This window comes from Bradyrhizobium sp. HKCCYLS3077 (assembly GCF_051167555.1).
In the GTDB taxonomy this organism is placed as follows: Bacteria; Pseudomonadota; Alphaproteobacteria; order Rhizobiales; family Xanthobacteraceae; genus Bradyrhizobium.
Genome location: NZ_JBNPTH010000005.1, coordinates 185,025 through 201,160 on the forward strand (window position 1 = coordinate 185,025; position 16,136 = coordinate 201,160).

At 64.0% G+C, this 16,136-nt stretch carries 11 protein-coding genes; 4 read left to right on the top strand and 7 right to left on the bottom strand.

Annotated elements, in window-relative coordinates; translation table 11 throughout:
- Positions 1-223: 223 nt before the first annotated feature.
- Together ACQR0Z_RS21295 and ACQR0Z_RS21300 are read right to left on the bottom strand one after the other, a co-directional pair.
- Entirely contained in the window at positions 224-1,198 is a 975-nt protein-coding gene (locus tag ACQR0Z_RS21295) for an aldo/keto reductase (protein ID WP_434919903.1), read from the bottom strand.
- The gene (locus ACQR0Z_RS21300) at positions 1,195-2,853 is read right to left on the bottom strand and encodes an FAD-dependent oxidoreductase (RefSeq protein ID WP_434919904.1); all 1,659 of its coding nucleotides are present in this window, start codon (positions 2,851-2,853) and stop codon (positions 1,195-1,197) included. The genes ACQR0Z_RS21295 and ACQR0Z_RS21300 overlap by 4 nt, the downstream gene beginning before the upstream one ends.
- Before the next feature lie 395 nt (positions 2,854-3,248).
- On the opposite strand from ACQR0Z_RS21300, the gene ACQR0Z_RS21305 reads away from it, so the two are divergent.
- Positions 3,249-4,262, top strand: a complete 1,014-nt coding sequence (locus tag ACQR0Z_RS21305) for a hypothetical protein (RefSeq protein ID WP_434919905.1) — start codon at positions 3,249-3,251, stop codon at positions 4,260-4,262.
- Positions 4,262-5,695 carry an MBOAT family O-acyltransferase gene (locus tag ACQR0Z_RS21310; protein ID WP_434919906.1) on the top strand — a complete coding sequence of 478 codons (1,434 nt, stop codon included), beginning with the start codon at positions 4,262-4,264 and terminating at the stop codon, positions 5,693-5,695. Before ACQR0Z_RS21305 ends, ACQR0Z_RS21310 begins: the two co-directional genes overlap by 1 nt.
- A gap of 69 nt (positions 5,696-5,764) precedes the next feature.
- Here the strand turns inward: ACQR0Z_RS21310 and ACQR0Z_RS21315 are convergent, their stop codons facing one another.
- The 5 genes from ACQR0Z_RS21315 to ACQR0Z_RS21335 all read right to left on the bottom strand — a co-directional run bounded on the left by ACQR0Z_RS21315 (position 5,765) and on the right by ACQR0Z_RS21335 (position 12,818).
- Positions 5,765-6,565 (bottom strand): class I SAM-dependent methyltransferase, encoded by an 801-nt coding sequence (locus ACQR0Z_RS21315; protein WP_434919907.1) that lies wholly within the window; start codon positions 6,563-6,565, stop codon positions 5,765-5,767.
- Between the two features lie 167 nt (positions 6,566-6,732).
- The gene (locus ACQR0Z_RS21320; protein ID WP_434919908.1) at positions 6,733-8,532 is read right to left on the bottom strand and encodes a carbamoyltransferase family protein; all 1,800 of its coding nucleotides are present in this window, start codon (positions 8,530-8,532) and stop codon (positions 6,733-6,735) included.
- Between the two features lie 160 nt (positions 8,533-8,692).
- Positions 8,693-10,885, bottom strand: coding sequence for a glycosyl hydrolase family 28-related protein (locus ACQR0Z_RS21325; protein WP_434919909.1), 2,193 nt, complete (start codon positions 10,883-10,885; stop codon positions 8,693-8,695).
- A 22-nt stretch (positions 10,886-10,907) separates the two neighbouring features.
- A complete protein-coding gene (locus ACQR0Z_RS21330; protein WP_434919910.1) occupies positions 10,908-11,819 on the bottom strand; it encodes a glycosyltransferase family 2 protein in 912 nt (303 codons plus the stop codon).
- A gap of 66 nt (positions 11,820-11,885) precedes the next feature.
- Positions 11,886-12,818 carry a peptidylprolyl isomerase gene (locus ACQR0Z_RS21335; RefSeq protein ID WP_434919911.1) on the bottom strand — a complete coding sequence of 311 codons (933 nt, stop codon included), beginning with the start codon at positions 12,816-12,818 and terminating at the stop codon, positions 11,886-11,888.
- A 394-nt stretch (positions 12,819-13,212) separates the two neighbouring features.
- Here ACQR0Z_RS21335 and ACQR0Z_RS21340 point away from each other — a divergent pair, with 394 nt between their 5' ends.
- The gene (locus ACQR0Z_RS21340) at positions 13,213-14,721 is read left to right on the top strand and encodes a substrate-binding domain-containing protein (RefSeq protein WP_434919912.1); all 1,509 of its coding nucleotides are present in this window, start codon (positions 13,213-13,215) and stop codon (positions 14,719-14,721) included.
- A gap of 267 nt (positions 14,722-14,988) precedes the next feature.
- Positions 14,989-15,906: a hypothetical protein gene (locus tag ACQR0Z_RS21345; RefSeq protein WP_434919913.1), complete on the top strand. Its 918-nt coding sequence runs from the start codon at positions 14,989-14,991 to the stop codon at positions 15,904-15,906.
- Positions 15,907-16,136: the final 230 nt, after the last annotated feature.

A 16,136-nucleotide genomic window follows, 5' to 3' on the forward strand; every position in this document is an offset into this window, starting at 1 on the left:
CGCGCCTCAGCGGATCCGCAAGCGACCTGCCGCCGACGCTGAGCGTCGACGATGCAGGTCGGCAGTTATGGCGCAGATCACATGGTGCAGCACGACTATCACGACTTAGATATCGTAAACATCATGAAGATATCATAACATATCTTTGGTCGCCGCCGGGTAACAATTGGGGACAAGAGGGAAATCTGTCGTCTCTCCGCCGCAGTTCTCCCGATGGTCGGAGTCACAGCGCCGGGGCGAGCGCGGGCGCTTCGGGAGCGAGCGCGGCGCGGATGGATGCTGCGAGTTCTGGATCGGGATGTTGCGTCGCGGCAGCCACGTTGGCGGCGATGTGCCTGACGTCGAACTGGGAAAGAACCACGACGCCGTCGGGATTGTTGGCAAAGGCGAAGCGGAGAAGCAGGTCGCTGTCCGTCGTGACCGGCGCGCCATGCGCCGCTGCCGCCTCTGCAAGTCTTGCCTGCTGGGAGCGGCTCAGCGCCGCCAGGCGGTCGGCAATGCCTGAGCCGAAGACGCCGTGCGTGACCAGCGATGCCGTGCCACTGAGCTGCCGACGAACCTCGTTGGCGGCATTCGAGAACGGGGTATCCGGGAATTGCGCGATTCCGACCGGAAGACCGCTTTGCCTTGCGGCGGCCATCACGGCGGGATCGCCGGCGACGGCGACCGTGCGGATGATTCCGCGCTTCAAGAGTCGCCGCAGCACGTCATGGATCGCCGGGTTGCTGACGTCGTCCGCCGACGGTTCGTGCAGCGCGAGCACGTCGATATAGTCGGTTTTCAGGCGGCGCAGGCTCCTGATGACCGAGGCGTCCACGCGATCCGGGTCGATCGGCGCGCGTGTTCCGATCGGACGCGCGCGCGACGCCGCGAGCCGCAGGCGCGGGAAGGCAGCAACCGCTGATCTCGCCAGCGGACGGAGCAACCGGGCCGGCAGCCCCAGCTGCGGTGGCTCGATGCCGAACTTGGTGCATATCACGACGTTCTTTCGAACGTCGCGCAGCGCCAGGCCGAGCAGGGCCTCGGCGTTGCCGTCGCCATAGGCGGGGGCGACGTCGAACCAGTTCACCCCGAGCTCCAGCGCGCGGGCAATGGCGCGGCGTCCGGCGCCAGGCGAGATGCGCGATCCGAGCGAGGCGCAGCCGAAGCCGAGCGCCGACACCCTGCGGTCGAGTTGCGGGATGTGGACCGTTCTCATGCGGCGACTCCGAGCCTGCCGCGTTGGATCTTGCACGCCAGATGCGCCGCGAGACGCAGCGCCAGCGCGACGGTCACGAAGGTCGGGTTGGCCTGGCCAGATGTCGGGAGCACGGCGCTCGAGGCGACATGAAGGTTCTCAATGCCATGGACGCGGCAATCGGCATCGACCACGCTCGTTGCCGGGACGCCGCCCATCCGGGTGCTCCCGATCTGGTGATAGCCATCGCAGGCCTGGGCGAGGACCGACGCCAGGCGCTCGTTACGGCCGCAGTGATACTCCAGGCGGCCGAGCCCCGCCTGCCGCAGATTGCGATCCAGCAGCTCATGGGCCAGCAGCACGGACTGTGCGTCGTCTCGATGATAATGCAGGTGGATGTCGAGATAGGGCAGCCCCAGCGCATCCGTCCGGTCGGAGAGGTCGATGCGTGATGCGGAACGCGCGGACTGCTCGGCCATGTAGTGCAGGGCATAGCGGCCGCTGCGGCTGGGCAGCAGAAAGCCTGGCTTGCGCGGCTTCGCCCACAAGCGGTCGATCAGGATTCGGGCCAGGTTGCGGACTGTCGAGAGCGGGCTGCGCGCGACGTTCCAGACATGCCGCAGCCAGGCGTGGGGTCCGCGTCCGACATGGTTGAGCCTGACGCCCTCGGCGACCAGCCTGCGGCCCAGCCATGGGAAGGCGAGCGCGAGCCATACGAGGGACAGCACGCCGTTGCCATGGTCGGCGGCGCGGAACGCCGGATTGTCGATCCAGAACGCGATGTTGCGCAAGCCATGACGGCAAAGCGCATCGGCCGTCACGGTCAGGCGGCGCCGGGCAAAGACGCCATGATCGAGAAAAAAGTCGTGCACCGCGATCGCCGAGGGATCCGCCAGCACGATATCTGCGATCTTGCCTGACAGATGACCCATGTAGCCGCGACCGAGCACGCCCGAGCTGCCGCCGAGCAGATCGGGGCGGGCCTTCCGCAACTGCAGCAGCAGTCTGGTGCTCTCGAGCCCGCCGCAGGCCAAGACGACGGTCGGCGGTGTGATGGTGGTACGACGCTTGCCGTCGGCGATACAAAGACCGGTGACGCGCCGTCCATCATCGGCCAGCGCGATGGCCGTGACGGTCGCCCCGAGCAGCACAGTGATGCGTGAGGAGCGCGCAAGCCGCGCACGATGGCGTTTGCCCGCGTCGATCTCAGGCGTCCAACGCTCGAGCTGATCGCAGCGGATATCGCCGAACGCCGTCCAGGCGCCGGCTGGTGTGGCGAAACGGTTTGGCGCGATACCGAAGAACTCGGCTGCGGCCGCATACCAGCGGGTGATATCCGCATGTTCGAGCGGCCAGGCCGACGTCCTCCGACCGGGGCGGGGAACGAAATCCGCATCATCGAACGGGACGCAGCGTCCGCCCCACCAGCGCGACGTGCCGCCGAGCGCGCGGCAGATGGCGATCTCAGTCGGAGCGTGTCGCGGATTGACAAAGTGTCCGGCGCTGAGCTGCGCTGTGACGCTATCCGGATGCTCGCCGCCGGATTCCACGAGCAGAACCGAAAGACCGCGATCTTCGAGCGCGATCGCCAAGGCGATCCCGACCGGGCCCGCTCCCACCACGCAGACGTCGCAATCGGCGATCACCTGATCATCGCTGGAGAAGTCGATCAGCATTGGTCCATCTTCGGCGTCGCCCTGCACGATTGGACGCACCCTACCGCCGGATGTGATCACGTCACGCGATATGGATCGTGGAAACACCCGGCGCGTACCTGCGTCGTCAAAAGCGATATCCGCTATGTTATGCAGGAATGCGACGGATGAACGAATGATATCGTCAAACTGTAATACAGCGTTGCTAACGAGGCGCGTCGTATCACTGCAATGGCGACAGGGGAGTCATCCGGTGTGGCTGGTCGAGCGATCGCGCGTGACGTCAGCGCGTTCCGGTCGCGGCGTCGGCAACGCGTGTCCAAACGAGAGGACGCCAGGTCGTCCGCTCGGATCGTGCGCGCGCCACATTGGAGCTCTGTGTCCCGTCGTCGCGCCGGCGCACCAAACAGGCTGTCATGACCTTGACGACGCATTCATCTCAGGCCGCCGTCGAGGGCATCGTATCCGGGCGCTCCGCGCCGGCGCGTGTCGCAGCGCTCAAGCCCGTCATTCGCTTCTCGCTGCTGTTCGCTCTCGTCTGGCTGATCGGCTACGCAGCGCATGTGACGTTGCCGTTCCTGCGCGCAGGCTCGGTGGTGATTGCCGACGCCAAATTCGACACCCTGGTCGCGCGTCCGATGTTCGAGCCGAGCGATCGGTTCCGGGTGATGTTCTTCGGCCATAGCAAGGCGCTCACCTGCATACGCCCGCAGGAGTTGGACAGCGCCATGGGACGCGGCTTTCGGTCCTACAATCTCGGTCTGCCCGGCGAAGTCCGCTTCATGCCCATGCTCGAAGCCGCATTGCAGGCGGGGAATGTTCCTACCCACGTGGTGTTGACCCTGCCTTGGGACGGCAAGCCGGTCGCCGAGGGACTGATCGAACGGCTCCGCAACGATTCCGCGATCGTCAATGCGTTGATCCCATTCCGAACGTTGCCGCGCGATGCGACGCTTTTTCTCTATGAGAACCGGCACCGTTTGGCGGCTGCACTTCATGACGTGGCGGAGCAGCGCCAGGGCATGCTGGACCAGCGCGGCTGGTATTTCATCAAGTCGCAGAGCCACTACGCGGACGATAGGCTTCCGGACAGCTACACCTTGCCGACCGATACGCCAGCGCGAGTGGAGCGGCGGCAGATACCGGACCGCGCCCATACCCGCGAGAGGCTGGAGCAACTCGCCCGCCAATACGGCTTCCAGATCCTGTTCATCCCGGTGCCATATCGCCTTGGGCATTACGCGCCGCCGCAGGACGTCGACCGGATCGCCGGGATTGCAGATCATCCGTCCATTCGCATCATCGGTCCGGACTATTTCCTGTATCCCCCGAGGATGTTCTCCGATCCGCAGCACATGAATCTCAGCGGCGCATTGGCCTACACCAGCGACTTGGCGGCGCTCCTGAAGCGCAGCGGAGCCTTCGACTGATGCTGTTCAACTCGTTCGAGTTCCTCGCGTTCTATGTCACCTTTCTGGTGACGTTTTTCGCGCTGCCATCCCGCTGTCAGCCGTTCACGATGCTGATCGGCAGCTATGTGTTCTACATGGGGTGGCGGCCATCCTACGCGCTGTTGCTGGCGCTGACCACGATCGTCGATTATACGACCGGCCTGATGATGCAATCCGCCAGGACGGAGGGCGGGCGTCGGGCCGCGATGATCACGGCGCTGACCATCAACCTCGGAATTCTCGGCACGGTCAAATATCTCGACTTCATGATCTCGAACGTGATCGGCCTTGCCGGCCTGTTCGGGCACCAACTGCCGGAATATGCCCTCGGCATCATCCTGCCAGTGGGCATCTCGTTCTACACCTTCCAGTCCATCGGATACACATTGGACGTCTACAACCGCCGCATACCCGCCGAACGCAACTTCATCATCTACGCGCAATATGTCGCGTTCTTTCCCCAGCTCGTGGCCGGGCCGATCGAACGCGCGCCGCACATGCTGCCGCAATTCCGGCGGACACGCAGCTTCTCCTTCGACAATGTCCCCGGCGGATTGTGGTTCATCGGCTACGGCCTATTCAAGAAGGTGTGCGTGGCCGACGTCCTGGCGCCGGTTGTCAGCGGCATCTTCGCCAATCCGCAGGATTACTCCGGCTCCTACAATCTGCTCGCGGGGCTCGGTTTCATCGTCCAGGTCTACTGCGACTTTTCCGGCTATTCGGACATCGCCGTCGGTGTTGCGAGGATCATGGGCTACGATCTCATGATCAATTTCCGGCAACCGTTCTATTCGACCAGCATCACCGACCTCTGGCGAAAATGGAATATTTCGCTGATCTCCTGGTTCAGGGACTATCTCTATTTCCCCCTCGGCGGCAATCGCGGCGGCGAGCTGAAGACCGCCCGCAACATCATGATCGTCTGGCTCGCCAGCGGTCTCTGGCATGGCGCGGCCTGGACCTACATCGTGTGGGGCGCCTATTACGGCGTCTGGCTGCTCGTCGAGCGTGGGGTGCGCAAGACCGTCGATGCGGAGCGCTGGCTGGGTGCGCGTCTGTCCGCGATCCTCGGCGGCGTCTGGGCGATTGCGATCTTCACGATCGGTGAGATCATCTTCCGGGCGCCGACACTCGCCAGCGCCTGGGCCATGCTGCTGAGCTTCGGCCATTTCGGCCCGTTGTCGTATGGCACCTTCAAGATCCTGGGCCTGCCGAGCTTCGAGATGCTGATGCTCGGCGTATCCCTGATCATTCTGTTCGTAGTCGACTACTTCCTCGCGTTCCATCCCGAGCGCCTGGCTGCGGTGGCGAAATGGCCCCGGCTGCCGATCGTCACGGGTGTCGGATTGGCTTACTATATCCTGCTGTTCGGCGTGTTCGGCCGGATCGAATTCATCTATTTTCAGTTCTAAGGAGCGGCGTAGCAGTTGGCGGCTCGAGTCGAATCCCAGGACCGGAACAAGCGTCCCTGAGGTCCGCTTTCACATCTTCCGCACATGCAGATACATCATGGCGCCGCCGAGATCGGTGCGGCGCGCGAGACGAAACCAAAGTCGGTTGAGAGCCAGACGGAGGGTGAACAGCCGGTACTGGCGTTGCCCATCCTGGGTCTGGATCGCGTCGTAGTCGTAGGTCGCGGCGCCTCTCCGTCCCGATGTCAACCGGAACACAAGGGTGCGCGCCAGCAGCTCCCACGTGGTGAACGAACTGGTCCCGACGATCTCCAGGCCAGTGTCGTCGGTCAGCATCATCGTCAAGGTCTTGGGCGAGAAGAAGCTGACATGCTCGTGCGGAATCCATTTCGGGAAACCAGCTCCGAGCGTCTCGACGGCGTCCGACTCGAAATTGTCCGTGCCGACGATCAGCGATCCTCCCGGCTTCAGGAGCGGGAGGATCGACCGGATGAACGCGGCCGGCTCCGGAAGGTGCTCGATCACCTCGAAAAGAGTGATTACGTCGAACCGGTCCGAGTCCCGAAGCTCGGCGAGATCGGCAGCAATGTCGAGGCCGAGTGTCTCGCTTGCATATCGGCGTTGGGCCCGCGACAGCTCGACGCCCAGGGCGCGCTGGGCGCCTCGGTCTCGAAGTCGCGCCAGCAGAGAGCCAAATCCGGCGCCGATGTCGAGCACGGCCTTGCCGGCAACATCGACGCCAAGGCTGTTCAGGACGTCGATGTTGATGCTGGCATTGACACGCTGGCCGGCCGCATGGCGGGCGTCATGATAGCCCTCGACATAGAATTCGGCGATCGCATCGGGCGCCAGCACGTCCCGCGTGAACATGAACTCGCAGGACTCGCATTTGACGATAAGCAGCGGTTCGAGGCGCATGGTCTGGACGAGCCGCGCGCCTCTGCACAGCGGGCAGAGGTCCCGAGGATGGAAGCGCGGCCCTGAGGCGGTCTGCCGATCGTGGGCTGTGGGCTCGAGGACATTCAACATGATACGACCTATGACGACGGCGCCGCCGAACTCTCCATGCAGGCGTCCGCGAGAGTCTGCTGATGTTCACCCTTGACCAGCAAATAGGGTCCGAGACAGAGAGCATCCAATCCGGTGCGCTGGAAGCAATTGGCAGCCTGCTCGGGCGTGTCGACGATCGGCTCGTTTTCGTTGAAGCTGGTATTCAGCACGATCGGTACCCCCGACAACCGCCCGAAGCATTCGATGACGCGGTAGTAGAGCGGGTTGGTGTCGGAGTCGATGCTTTGCAGCCGGCCCGTGCCGTCGACATGGGTGATGGCCGGCAAACGTGGCCGCCATTCGGGCCTCAGCTTCACCACGTGCATCATGAACGGGCTGAAGACGTCCTGCTCAAAATAGGTCGAGACCGCTGACCTGAGAACCGAGGGAGCGAACGGCCGGAAGCTCTCGCGCCGTTTGATCTTGGCGTTGATGACGTCCTTCATGTCGGCCCTGGTCGGATCGGCGAGGATCGACCGGTTGCCGAGCGCGCGCGGGCCCCATTCGGACCGGCCCTGGTACCAGCCGACGACGAGCCCCGCATGGATCAGGCGCGCGACGGCCTCCGGGATCTGCGCCAGGGGCAATTCGCGCATGGCAGCTCCGGTCGCCTCCGCAGCGCGCAGCATCGCGTCCTTTGGATGCTCGGGACCCCAATAGGCGTGCTGCATGTGGAAGCGCTCGCGGCCGCCCACGACATTGTGCCAGGTCCACAGCGCTGCACCGACCGAAAGCCCGTCGTCCGAAGAGGCCGGCTGCATATAGGCTTGCTCGAATGCGGTCTCGCGCAACAGACGGGCGTTCATGACGCCATTGAGCGCGCAGCCGCCAGCATAGGCGATCTGGCTGGTCGGGACCAGCCGCTGCAACCGGTTGAAGCAGTGCAGGGCGATCTCCTCGAAGCGGACCTGGCACGAGCGCGCGATGTCCATCTCTCGCTGCGACAGCGCCTCGCCACGGGCGCGAGGCTCACCGAACATGTCGCGCCAGCTGTCGGTATAGAGGCGAAGCATCTTCATCCGACGGTCGCCGTCGAGCTTGGCATCGTGGCCGCCGCGATGCATGCCGAAATAGCCGTCGGCCAGGCTGAACCACGCATCATTCTGCTTGACCACGAGCTGGCGCATCGCCTCGGCGAAGCGATCCTCGCCATAGGGCGCCAGACCCATCACCTTGTATTCCTCGCCGAACTGGTCGAAGCCGATGAACTGGCAGCAGGCCGTGTAGAAGAATCCGAGGCTCGAGGGCAGGCGGACACGGTCCAGCACCTCGATGCGCGAGCCTTCGCAGCGCGCCGCCATGGCGCTGACGAAGTCGCCGCTGCCGTCGTAGGAGAAGCCGGCGGTGACGCCGTCGAAGGGCGAGCAGTAGTAGGCGCTGGCGATGTGCGAGAGATGATGCTCGACGTTCACGGGCTTTGCTTTCAGCGCATCTGGCGCGTGCCCGCAGGCGAGGGCGACCTGTGCCTCCACGCCGAGGTCCGAGCGGGCGCGCCGGAAATGCTCCAGCGCGGCCATGCCGCCGGATATCGGGTTCTGCAGCACATAGGAGATCTTGGCCGCACGATTCTGGCTGGTGTCGCGCGCCACCGCGATATGGTCGAGCTCGGTCGCGGAGATGCCACCGATGGCCAGGACGGCTCGGATGGCGTGCTGCGGAAAGGACGGATCGTGCTTGATCCTCTCGCCAAAGCGTTCTTCCATGACGGCCGCGACGACGCGCCCATCCAGGATGAGAGCCGCGGACGCATCGGGGTGGTTGATGTTGAGCCCCAGAATCGCGCTCATGGACGACCCTCTCGACACTCGGATTGGCGACGATACGAAACTGTAACACTGTCGCAGGCGATGTAACATCGCATCATATCAGCCGCGTGACCGGCGTGATCGGCGCAACGGCAATTCCGCCTTTGGCAGCGACCAGCGCCAAGGGCGCTGATCGTCCGCATCACTTCTGGATCCGCGGCGCGACGGTGTTTCGACGTGCGAGCCAGTGCGCGACGCCACGGTCGATCGTCAGCCCCACGCGCGATGGACCGATGTCGTTGCCCTCGATCACGACGTCTCGGATTCCCGGAGATGCAGGGGAGAACCCCTCGATCCTGATCTGGGCGTCGTGACGCAGGCGATTGTCGCGGATGATGATGCCCCGCACGAGCGGCGGGCGGCCAGCGGCGGTTGCGGTCTGGTTGGCGCGTATGAAGATCATCGCTTCGTTCGAGAAGACATCGCGGTCAGGGCCGGCCCGATAGACGTTGCCCTCATCGATTTCATTGTCGAGGATCTGCACGCGCCAGCACGACTGCGGCTGTCCGTAGGACAGGCCGACCACGGCGAAGCCGCTGGTCCGGTTCGAGCGGTTGCCGGCGATGATGTGACCGAGACCAGTGCCGAAACATTGAGCGGCGACACCGGTGTCCTCGAAGAGGTTGTCGACGATCAGATAGTTCTCGTGACCCTGGACGATGGCGATCTCGGATGTCGCGTCGAGTGACTGCCGCAGCGGTTCGTCGAGCGCAATCGTGCCGCCGCGTGCGCCGCGCTGCAAGGATGCGACATGCGCGTGCTGACCTTCGCCCGCACCATTCACGACCATCACGAGTGCGCCGGTCCAGTCAGCCGTCGCACCCGACGGCGAGGCGTCATCCTGCAGCTCGAGCGAACTCGGCGTGTTGCTGACGGCGTGGCCGAAATAGTAGCCGCCCGGACCGTCCGAGGTTGCCGCCTCGCGGTCCCAGCCGTGGATGAACTTGAACGTGTTGCCGCCGATGAAGATGTTCGCAGAGCCGGTCGCCGATCTGGTCAGGGTCGTCATGCCGCCGCCGGTCGCCTGCAGATCGGCACCGATGACGGTATTGCCTTCGAAAATGATCCGGCGTGAGCCGCGTAGCGCGTAGTTGCCGTCGCGGCCGTTGTAGAGGATGTTGCGAGCCACGACGGCGTCGCTGGCGCTGGTCAGGTGGATCGAATTGCCGGTGCCGAGGATGTCGCAATCCACGACCTCGAGCCGGCTGCCTGTCAAGCGGATGGTGTCGGGCCCTCCGCCGGGAAATAGCTGCCGAAACTCGCGCATCCGCGCGATGGTTGTTTCGAGTTCCTGCTGGCCCCGAAAAGCGGAGGCCCTGATGCGCACCCGCCTGATGGCGATATCGCCCGCGTTCGGCACGATCGTATCTCGAAACACGAATCCGCCGCTGACGACATGAAGATGGTTGGAGGCATAGATCGTGACATCCTCGACTGCAAAATGTGACTGGCCCTGGATCAGCGCGGGAGGAGGGGCGGAAAAATCCGGCCAGACCAGATTGACGAGGTCGGTGGCTTCGCCCTTCAGCGTGATGCCTGGTGGGATGACCAGCATCTCCGACACCAGATAGCGGCCGCGCGGGAGGTAGACGGTGCCGCCTCCCGCATCGGCGGCGGCGGCGAGCGCTGCGCGTATTGCGCGGGTCGAGTCGCTGCGGCCGTCGCCATTGGCGCCGTAGGCCCGGATGTCGAACGAGCGGCCGGGATCAGGATCCGGGCTCCGCACCGTGATGGTGCCTGCGTCTGTCCAATCCTGGTCTGCTCCGTCGCCATTGAACAGGCGGAGTTGATAACGTCCGGCCGGCGCGGCATCGGGCACGCGGAATGAGCCGCGCCACAGACCGCCTTTCAGGAGCAATGTCGTGAGAATCGGGCCTGGAGCGTCTGCAACCATCAGCAGACGCGCGTGGTCGGCCCGGCGGACAATGTTCCGGCCGAAGACATCGAGCCAGCCACCCGGGGCGACCTCGCGGCCCAGACTGCCTTGCGTCCAGTAGACCGTCGGCGCGTTAAGGCGGCCGCTGATTGATCCTGTGGGTCCCTTGAGCGAAAAACGATAGAGGCCGCTGCCCAATTCCTTGGGCACCACGAACTTCAACGATGTCTTCTGCTTCTGCAGCAGTTCGACCGCGACGTCCGAAGCGGACGTCTGTCCTGCAAGCGGAGTCGAGATGCTGCTGATGCTGGCAGACGTGATCTCATCGAGACCGTAACCTTCGACGACAACGGTGTCGTCAGGTCCGACCGGATCGTTGAACCAGAACAACGTCGGCTCAGCGCCGACCGGTCCCACCGCGACGAGCTGCAGAGCAACGATCGCTGCAATGTGTCGCATGCCGCGTGCTGCCGCTATCAGTTCAAGGATCGATCGCAAGACCGGTCAGACGACGCAGTTCGCCGCGGATCGCTGTGGGGTCCTTCAGGTCATGGATCGCAGCTTCGAGCTCCGAGACCTTGGCGCCCACCAGAAAGCGATACCAGAAGCCTTGCAGCGTATGATACACGAGCCCTTCCTTGCCATCGAGGAAGCCGAGCTGAATGATCATGCGATAGAGAAAATAGGCGGTGGCGCTGATCTGATAGGGAATGTTGTTGTAGAGGGTCTCCTTGACCCAGCGTTTGATCGCTGCCTGTCGGGAGCCCTTGGTCGGCAAGTCGGTGTCACGCGGGAAAAGTTGGCGGCGCTGATTGACGACGTCGATCGCCTCGCGTGTCGCATATTTGTTGTGCTTCTCTGTAAAAAACGTGAGATCGTTCAGATTGTGATCGGAAAAACCGCCCTCGAAGGTGACGGTGCGGCCGCCCCACAGCAGCATGTGCTCGTCCATCCAGCGGTTCTCGATGCGGCCGTGTCCCCGGCGCCAGATCCGCAGAAGCAATAGCGGATATCGCCCACCATGACGGATCCAGCGTCCCTGAAAGATGTGCTTCCGTTTCAGATTGATGCCGACGACATCGGTGGGCAGCCCCGGCAGTTCGGCGTTGATGCGACGCGCGAGGTCGCTTTCGATGATCTCATCGGCATCGAGCCGCATGACCCACGTTGCTGTGATCGGTGCGTTATCCAATCCCCACTGGAACTGCTTGGCATAGTTGATGAACTTGTTCTGCAGCACGGTTGCTCCAGCGGCCCGCGCAAGCTCGACCGTGCGATCGCTCGAGAAGCTGTCGATCACGAACACCTCGGTCGCAATCTCTGCAACCGAGGTGAGGGCCCTGGCGATATGCCGCTCTTCATTGTGCGTCAGGATGACGACGGCAAGCGTCATATTGAGAGCCGCTCCTCGAGATCAAGCAGGGACGATGGAGCCGCCAAGTCGTTAGGACCCGTCACGTTACTTCTTGGAGGGCTGTGCGCCTGGGCTCATCGGTGCGCCACCATCGAAGCGTTCAATCTTCGCCGCAGCGCGCGTCTTCTCGGCCAGTTCGATCTGAGCCGTTGCGGAGACCATGGCGGCGACTCGCTCGCGGACGGTGTCGAATTCGGGCGGCTTGCGAGTCCGACGGTCTTCCAGCTTGATGATGTGCAGACCGATGCCGGTCCTGATCAGCGGCGATATGTCGCCGTTCTTCATGGCGAAGGCCGCATCAGCATATTCCTTGCTGAGCTCGGGCCGAATCCTCCACCCGAAATCCCCGCCGCGTGATTTGGTCACGGGATCGTCCGAGACCTCCGCAGCGACCACGGTAAAGTCTTCGCCGTTCCTGAGTCTGTCGAGGGCTCCTTGCGCGCGGGCCTCGATGGCCTTCAGGGCCGCGTCGTCGGAAGCATCCTTGGTCAGAAACACCAGGTGACGCAGGTGAACCTCGGTCTGCTCGCTTGCGGCCTTCATCACCACGTCCCGATAGGCCTTGCGAACGGTCTCCTCGTTGACGGCGCTCTCGCCGACCTGGCGCAGCAGATGGGTCATGAGACCCTGGTTGCGGGCAAAGTTGGTCCGGCGTGCGATGTCCGCCTCGTCGATGACCTTGCGTTCGCGTGCCACCTCGGCAAGCAGGATCGTGTCGACCATCATTTTCAAGATCGCGTCTCGCCGCTCGATGCGATCCTGCGTCGGTAAGTTGCGCCCGACGATCTCATCGACCATTGCAAGCTCGCTTTCGCGGATCGCCGCTCCATTCACCGTCGCAATCACGGGATCAGTCGCGGCCTCGTCGGCGCGCGCCGCGCTGACCATGCTCAGGCCGGCCACGAGGCAGGCTGCCAACACAGGCGTGCGGGACGTGACTGATCGAAACATCATCCGCTTCGGTACGTCGACCATCATGTAACATCCTTTTCGTCGCGTGCGTCGTGCAAGCCCGATGATATGGCACGGCGGCTGTCGCTCTGATGCGTTCGGGACGCATGTGTTCGTTCGTGCGTCCAGCGTGGCGACGCCGACCATCGTGGCAGCGCGCGACGTCATAGCGAGAACACCTTGACGTCGGTGTGATCCGGCGACGACAGCTTGGTGACAGCTGAAGGGAGCAGGGTGATCGGGAGTCTCTTTCGAGTGCGGTCGACCGTAGATCGAGCGCGCAAGATCGTATCGTAATAATCCACAAAGATAACGTAACTCATATCATAATTCACAAAACACAAAAGAAAAGCTCACATAACTCGACTACGTTGCCTGCGGGTTCGGTGGGAGCCGCACCCCGAAGCATGGAGATCCCTATATGCGCAACTTTAAAGCTATTCTCATGAGTTCTGCGGCGTTTGCTTGCGCCGCTGTCGCGTCGAACACGGCGCATGCCGGCTCATACGCCTACGGTGCCGGCGCGACGTTCCCGCAGATCGCCTATCGTCAGCTGATGGACTGCCTGTACGATCAGGTGCAGGGCAGCCCCGGCAAGCCCGGTCCGCTGGCCAAGGCTGCAAACTGCACCGGCTTCAACGGCAGCGGCTTCGGTGGCGGCATCCTCTATGCTCCGACCGGCTCCGGTAACGCCAAGCTCGTGCTGCGGACCAACGATAAGGCCAATATCGGCACCCCGTCGAACTCGGTTCCGTACACGGACGCCACCATCGGTGTGAACGCAACGTCCGACTACGATGGCGTCCAGTTCGTCGGCAGCGACGACGTCGTGACGTCGAGCGACATCACGGCCTGGAATTCGGCCGGCAACCCGGCTCGTTTCGGCAATCTGATCCAGATCCCGGCTCTGGTCGGTCCGGTGGCGATCGGCTTCAACGGCACCGACGGCACGGGCGCGCCGCTGAACATCCTGAAGCCGACCCCGGTTGGCGGCAGCAGCGGTCTCAACCTGTCGCGCAACGCGGTCTGCGGCATCGTGTCGGGCCATATCACCAAGTGGAACAACCCGATCCTGACCGCGCTCAACGGCGGCGTGCTCGGCACCGGCAACATCACCTTCGTGCATCGCGCCGACGGCAGCGGCACCACGTTCCTGTTCTCGAACGCGCTCGCCACGCAGTGCCAGTTCGAGATCGGTCCGAACAACGAGACCGACTCGACCACCGTGTCCTACGCGCTGCCCTGGACCGACCGCTCTGGCGCCTGTCCGCGTCCGGTGGCCCGCGGCGCCAACCAGCTCAACTGGCCGGATCAATTCCCGACCGATCAGTGCGGCAACGCCGTGTCGAACTCGGGCGGCGGCACCTTCGCCAACGCGTCGGGCAGCGGCAGCCTCGTGGCTCTGGTGGCGTCGACCAACGGCGCGATGGGCTATGCGTCGTCGGACTTCTGGCTCCCCGTCCGCACCGGTGGCAAGCCGACCGCGAACCTGCAGTCGCAGTGGGACATCACCAACGCGACCGGCAAGTTCCAGCCGCCGACCCCGGCGGGTGCTTCGAAGGCGATGGCGTCGGCGGTTCCGCAGTTCCCGGACATGACGACCCGTGTCAACCCGCTGGCCTGGAGCCTGCAGGGCGTCGTCCCGAACCCGGTGCTGCCCGACTCCTATCCGATCTCGGGCTTCACCTGGATCAACATGTACCAGTGCTACGCGAACCACGCCAATGGCAACAATGGCTTCATCTGGTTCCGCACCTGGCTCGACTATCTCTACGGCAGCTCCAACGCCGAGCAGATCCTGAACGACAACGGCTTCGCCAAGGTGCCGTCGCCGTGGCTGATCGAGACCTACACGCTGCTGAGCGATCCGAACTTCGGTCCGGCTCAGACCGGCAATGGCGGCTGCGCCACCATCGCGGGTGCCTACTGATCGCACTCGGGAGATGACCTGATTGCATCGGTTCCAAGCTTGGCACGCCCGGCCGTTTGGTCGGGCGTGCTGTTTAAGGTGCAGGAAGCGCCATCGGCCGCGGATGGGGCCTCCGGGAAGCAATGACCTCCGATGTGGTATGAAGACACGCCTCAGAGGATGCGGTATCGTCGCCGTCACATGAATTGTGGTACATTGTATGAGGCATGCGTGCGACGGATGTCGCGTCTCTCGCGCTCTGCTTGCTTCCAAGAAAAGGATACGGTCATGGCGGTGCGTCGACTTACCGCCTGCGTGATTGGGGTCCTCGCCTTCAGCATGACGGCGCGGGCCACCGCGCCTGCGATCGTCGATCCGCAGAGCGATCTGTTCGAGAGACCATCCAAGCAGGCGCTCCCGACGCCATTGGACGGGCGGCCAGCGCAGACGGTCGCGCCGAAGCAGGGCGACGCTCCACCGCAACAGACTGTCGCACCGGAGGCAGCCGAGCCGCCGCCGTTGCAGGCAATGCCGTCGTCCCCGCCGCCACCAGCGGCGCCGGAACGGTCAGCCGGTCCAGCGCGGACGGACATGCCCATGAATCCGCTCTGGGGGATCCCGCTCACGCGTTTGACAGCGACACGCGATCGCCCATTGTTCTCTGCATCGCGCCGTCCACGTGCGCCGCCGGCCGCCAAGCCCGCCGTTGCGGTGACGTTGCCGCCTGCGCCGGTCGAGCGCGAGAAGCCGCCATTGTCCCTGGTCGGCACGGCCGTGAGCAGCGATGGCGAGCGGCTGGGCCTGTTCGTGAACATCGCCGACAAGAGCACCGTGCGGCTGAAGGCCGGCGAGAGCTACAAGGGATGGATGCTACGTGCTGTGCGCGCGCGCCAGGTCGAGCTGGGCAAGGGTCTCGAAAGCGCGCTGCTGGATCTTCCGCGCCCTGATCTCAGAGAAGCCGCCGTGCCATTGGCCGCGGGGATGGCCGCTCCAGGGCTGACCCAGCCTATGATGAGTTCGGCCAACGCCGTTCCGCCGACGAGCGCGAGCGGAGCGATCGATGCGTCAGCTGCGGCGGGCACTGGGTCTGGCATGGCATCTGCGCTGCCGGCGTCCCCGCCAGGAGCAACGATCGTGGTGCGACCGCCGATGCTCCATCCGGCCCCGGCAGCGGCCAATCCGTTTCGTAATGGGCGGTTGCCCTGATCGCAACGGGCGCGGGTGCCGTCCGGCCAATTGGGGCAGCCTGCCCGTCCAACCAACAAAAACAAGCGAGACACCAACCCAAACGATACGCAGGCCGGGGTCACGGCGCGCCGGATCGCTCGTCGTCCATTCCGATCGCGGATCATGATGACAGAGCCGGAGCCGACGAGACGCAGCGGAGGCAGCAGCACGAAATTATGATGGCGTCAAAACCAGCTGCTGCCGGCGAC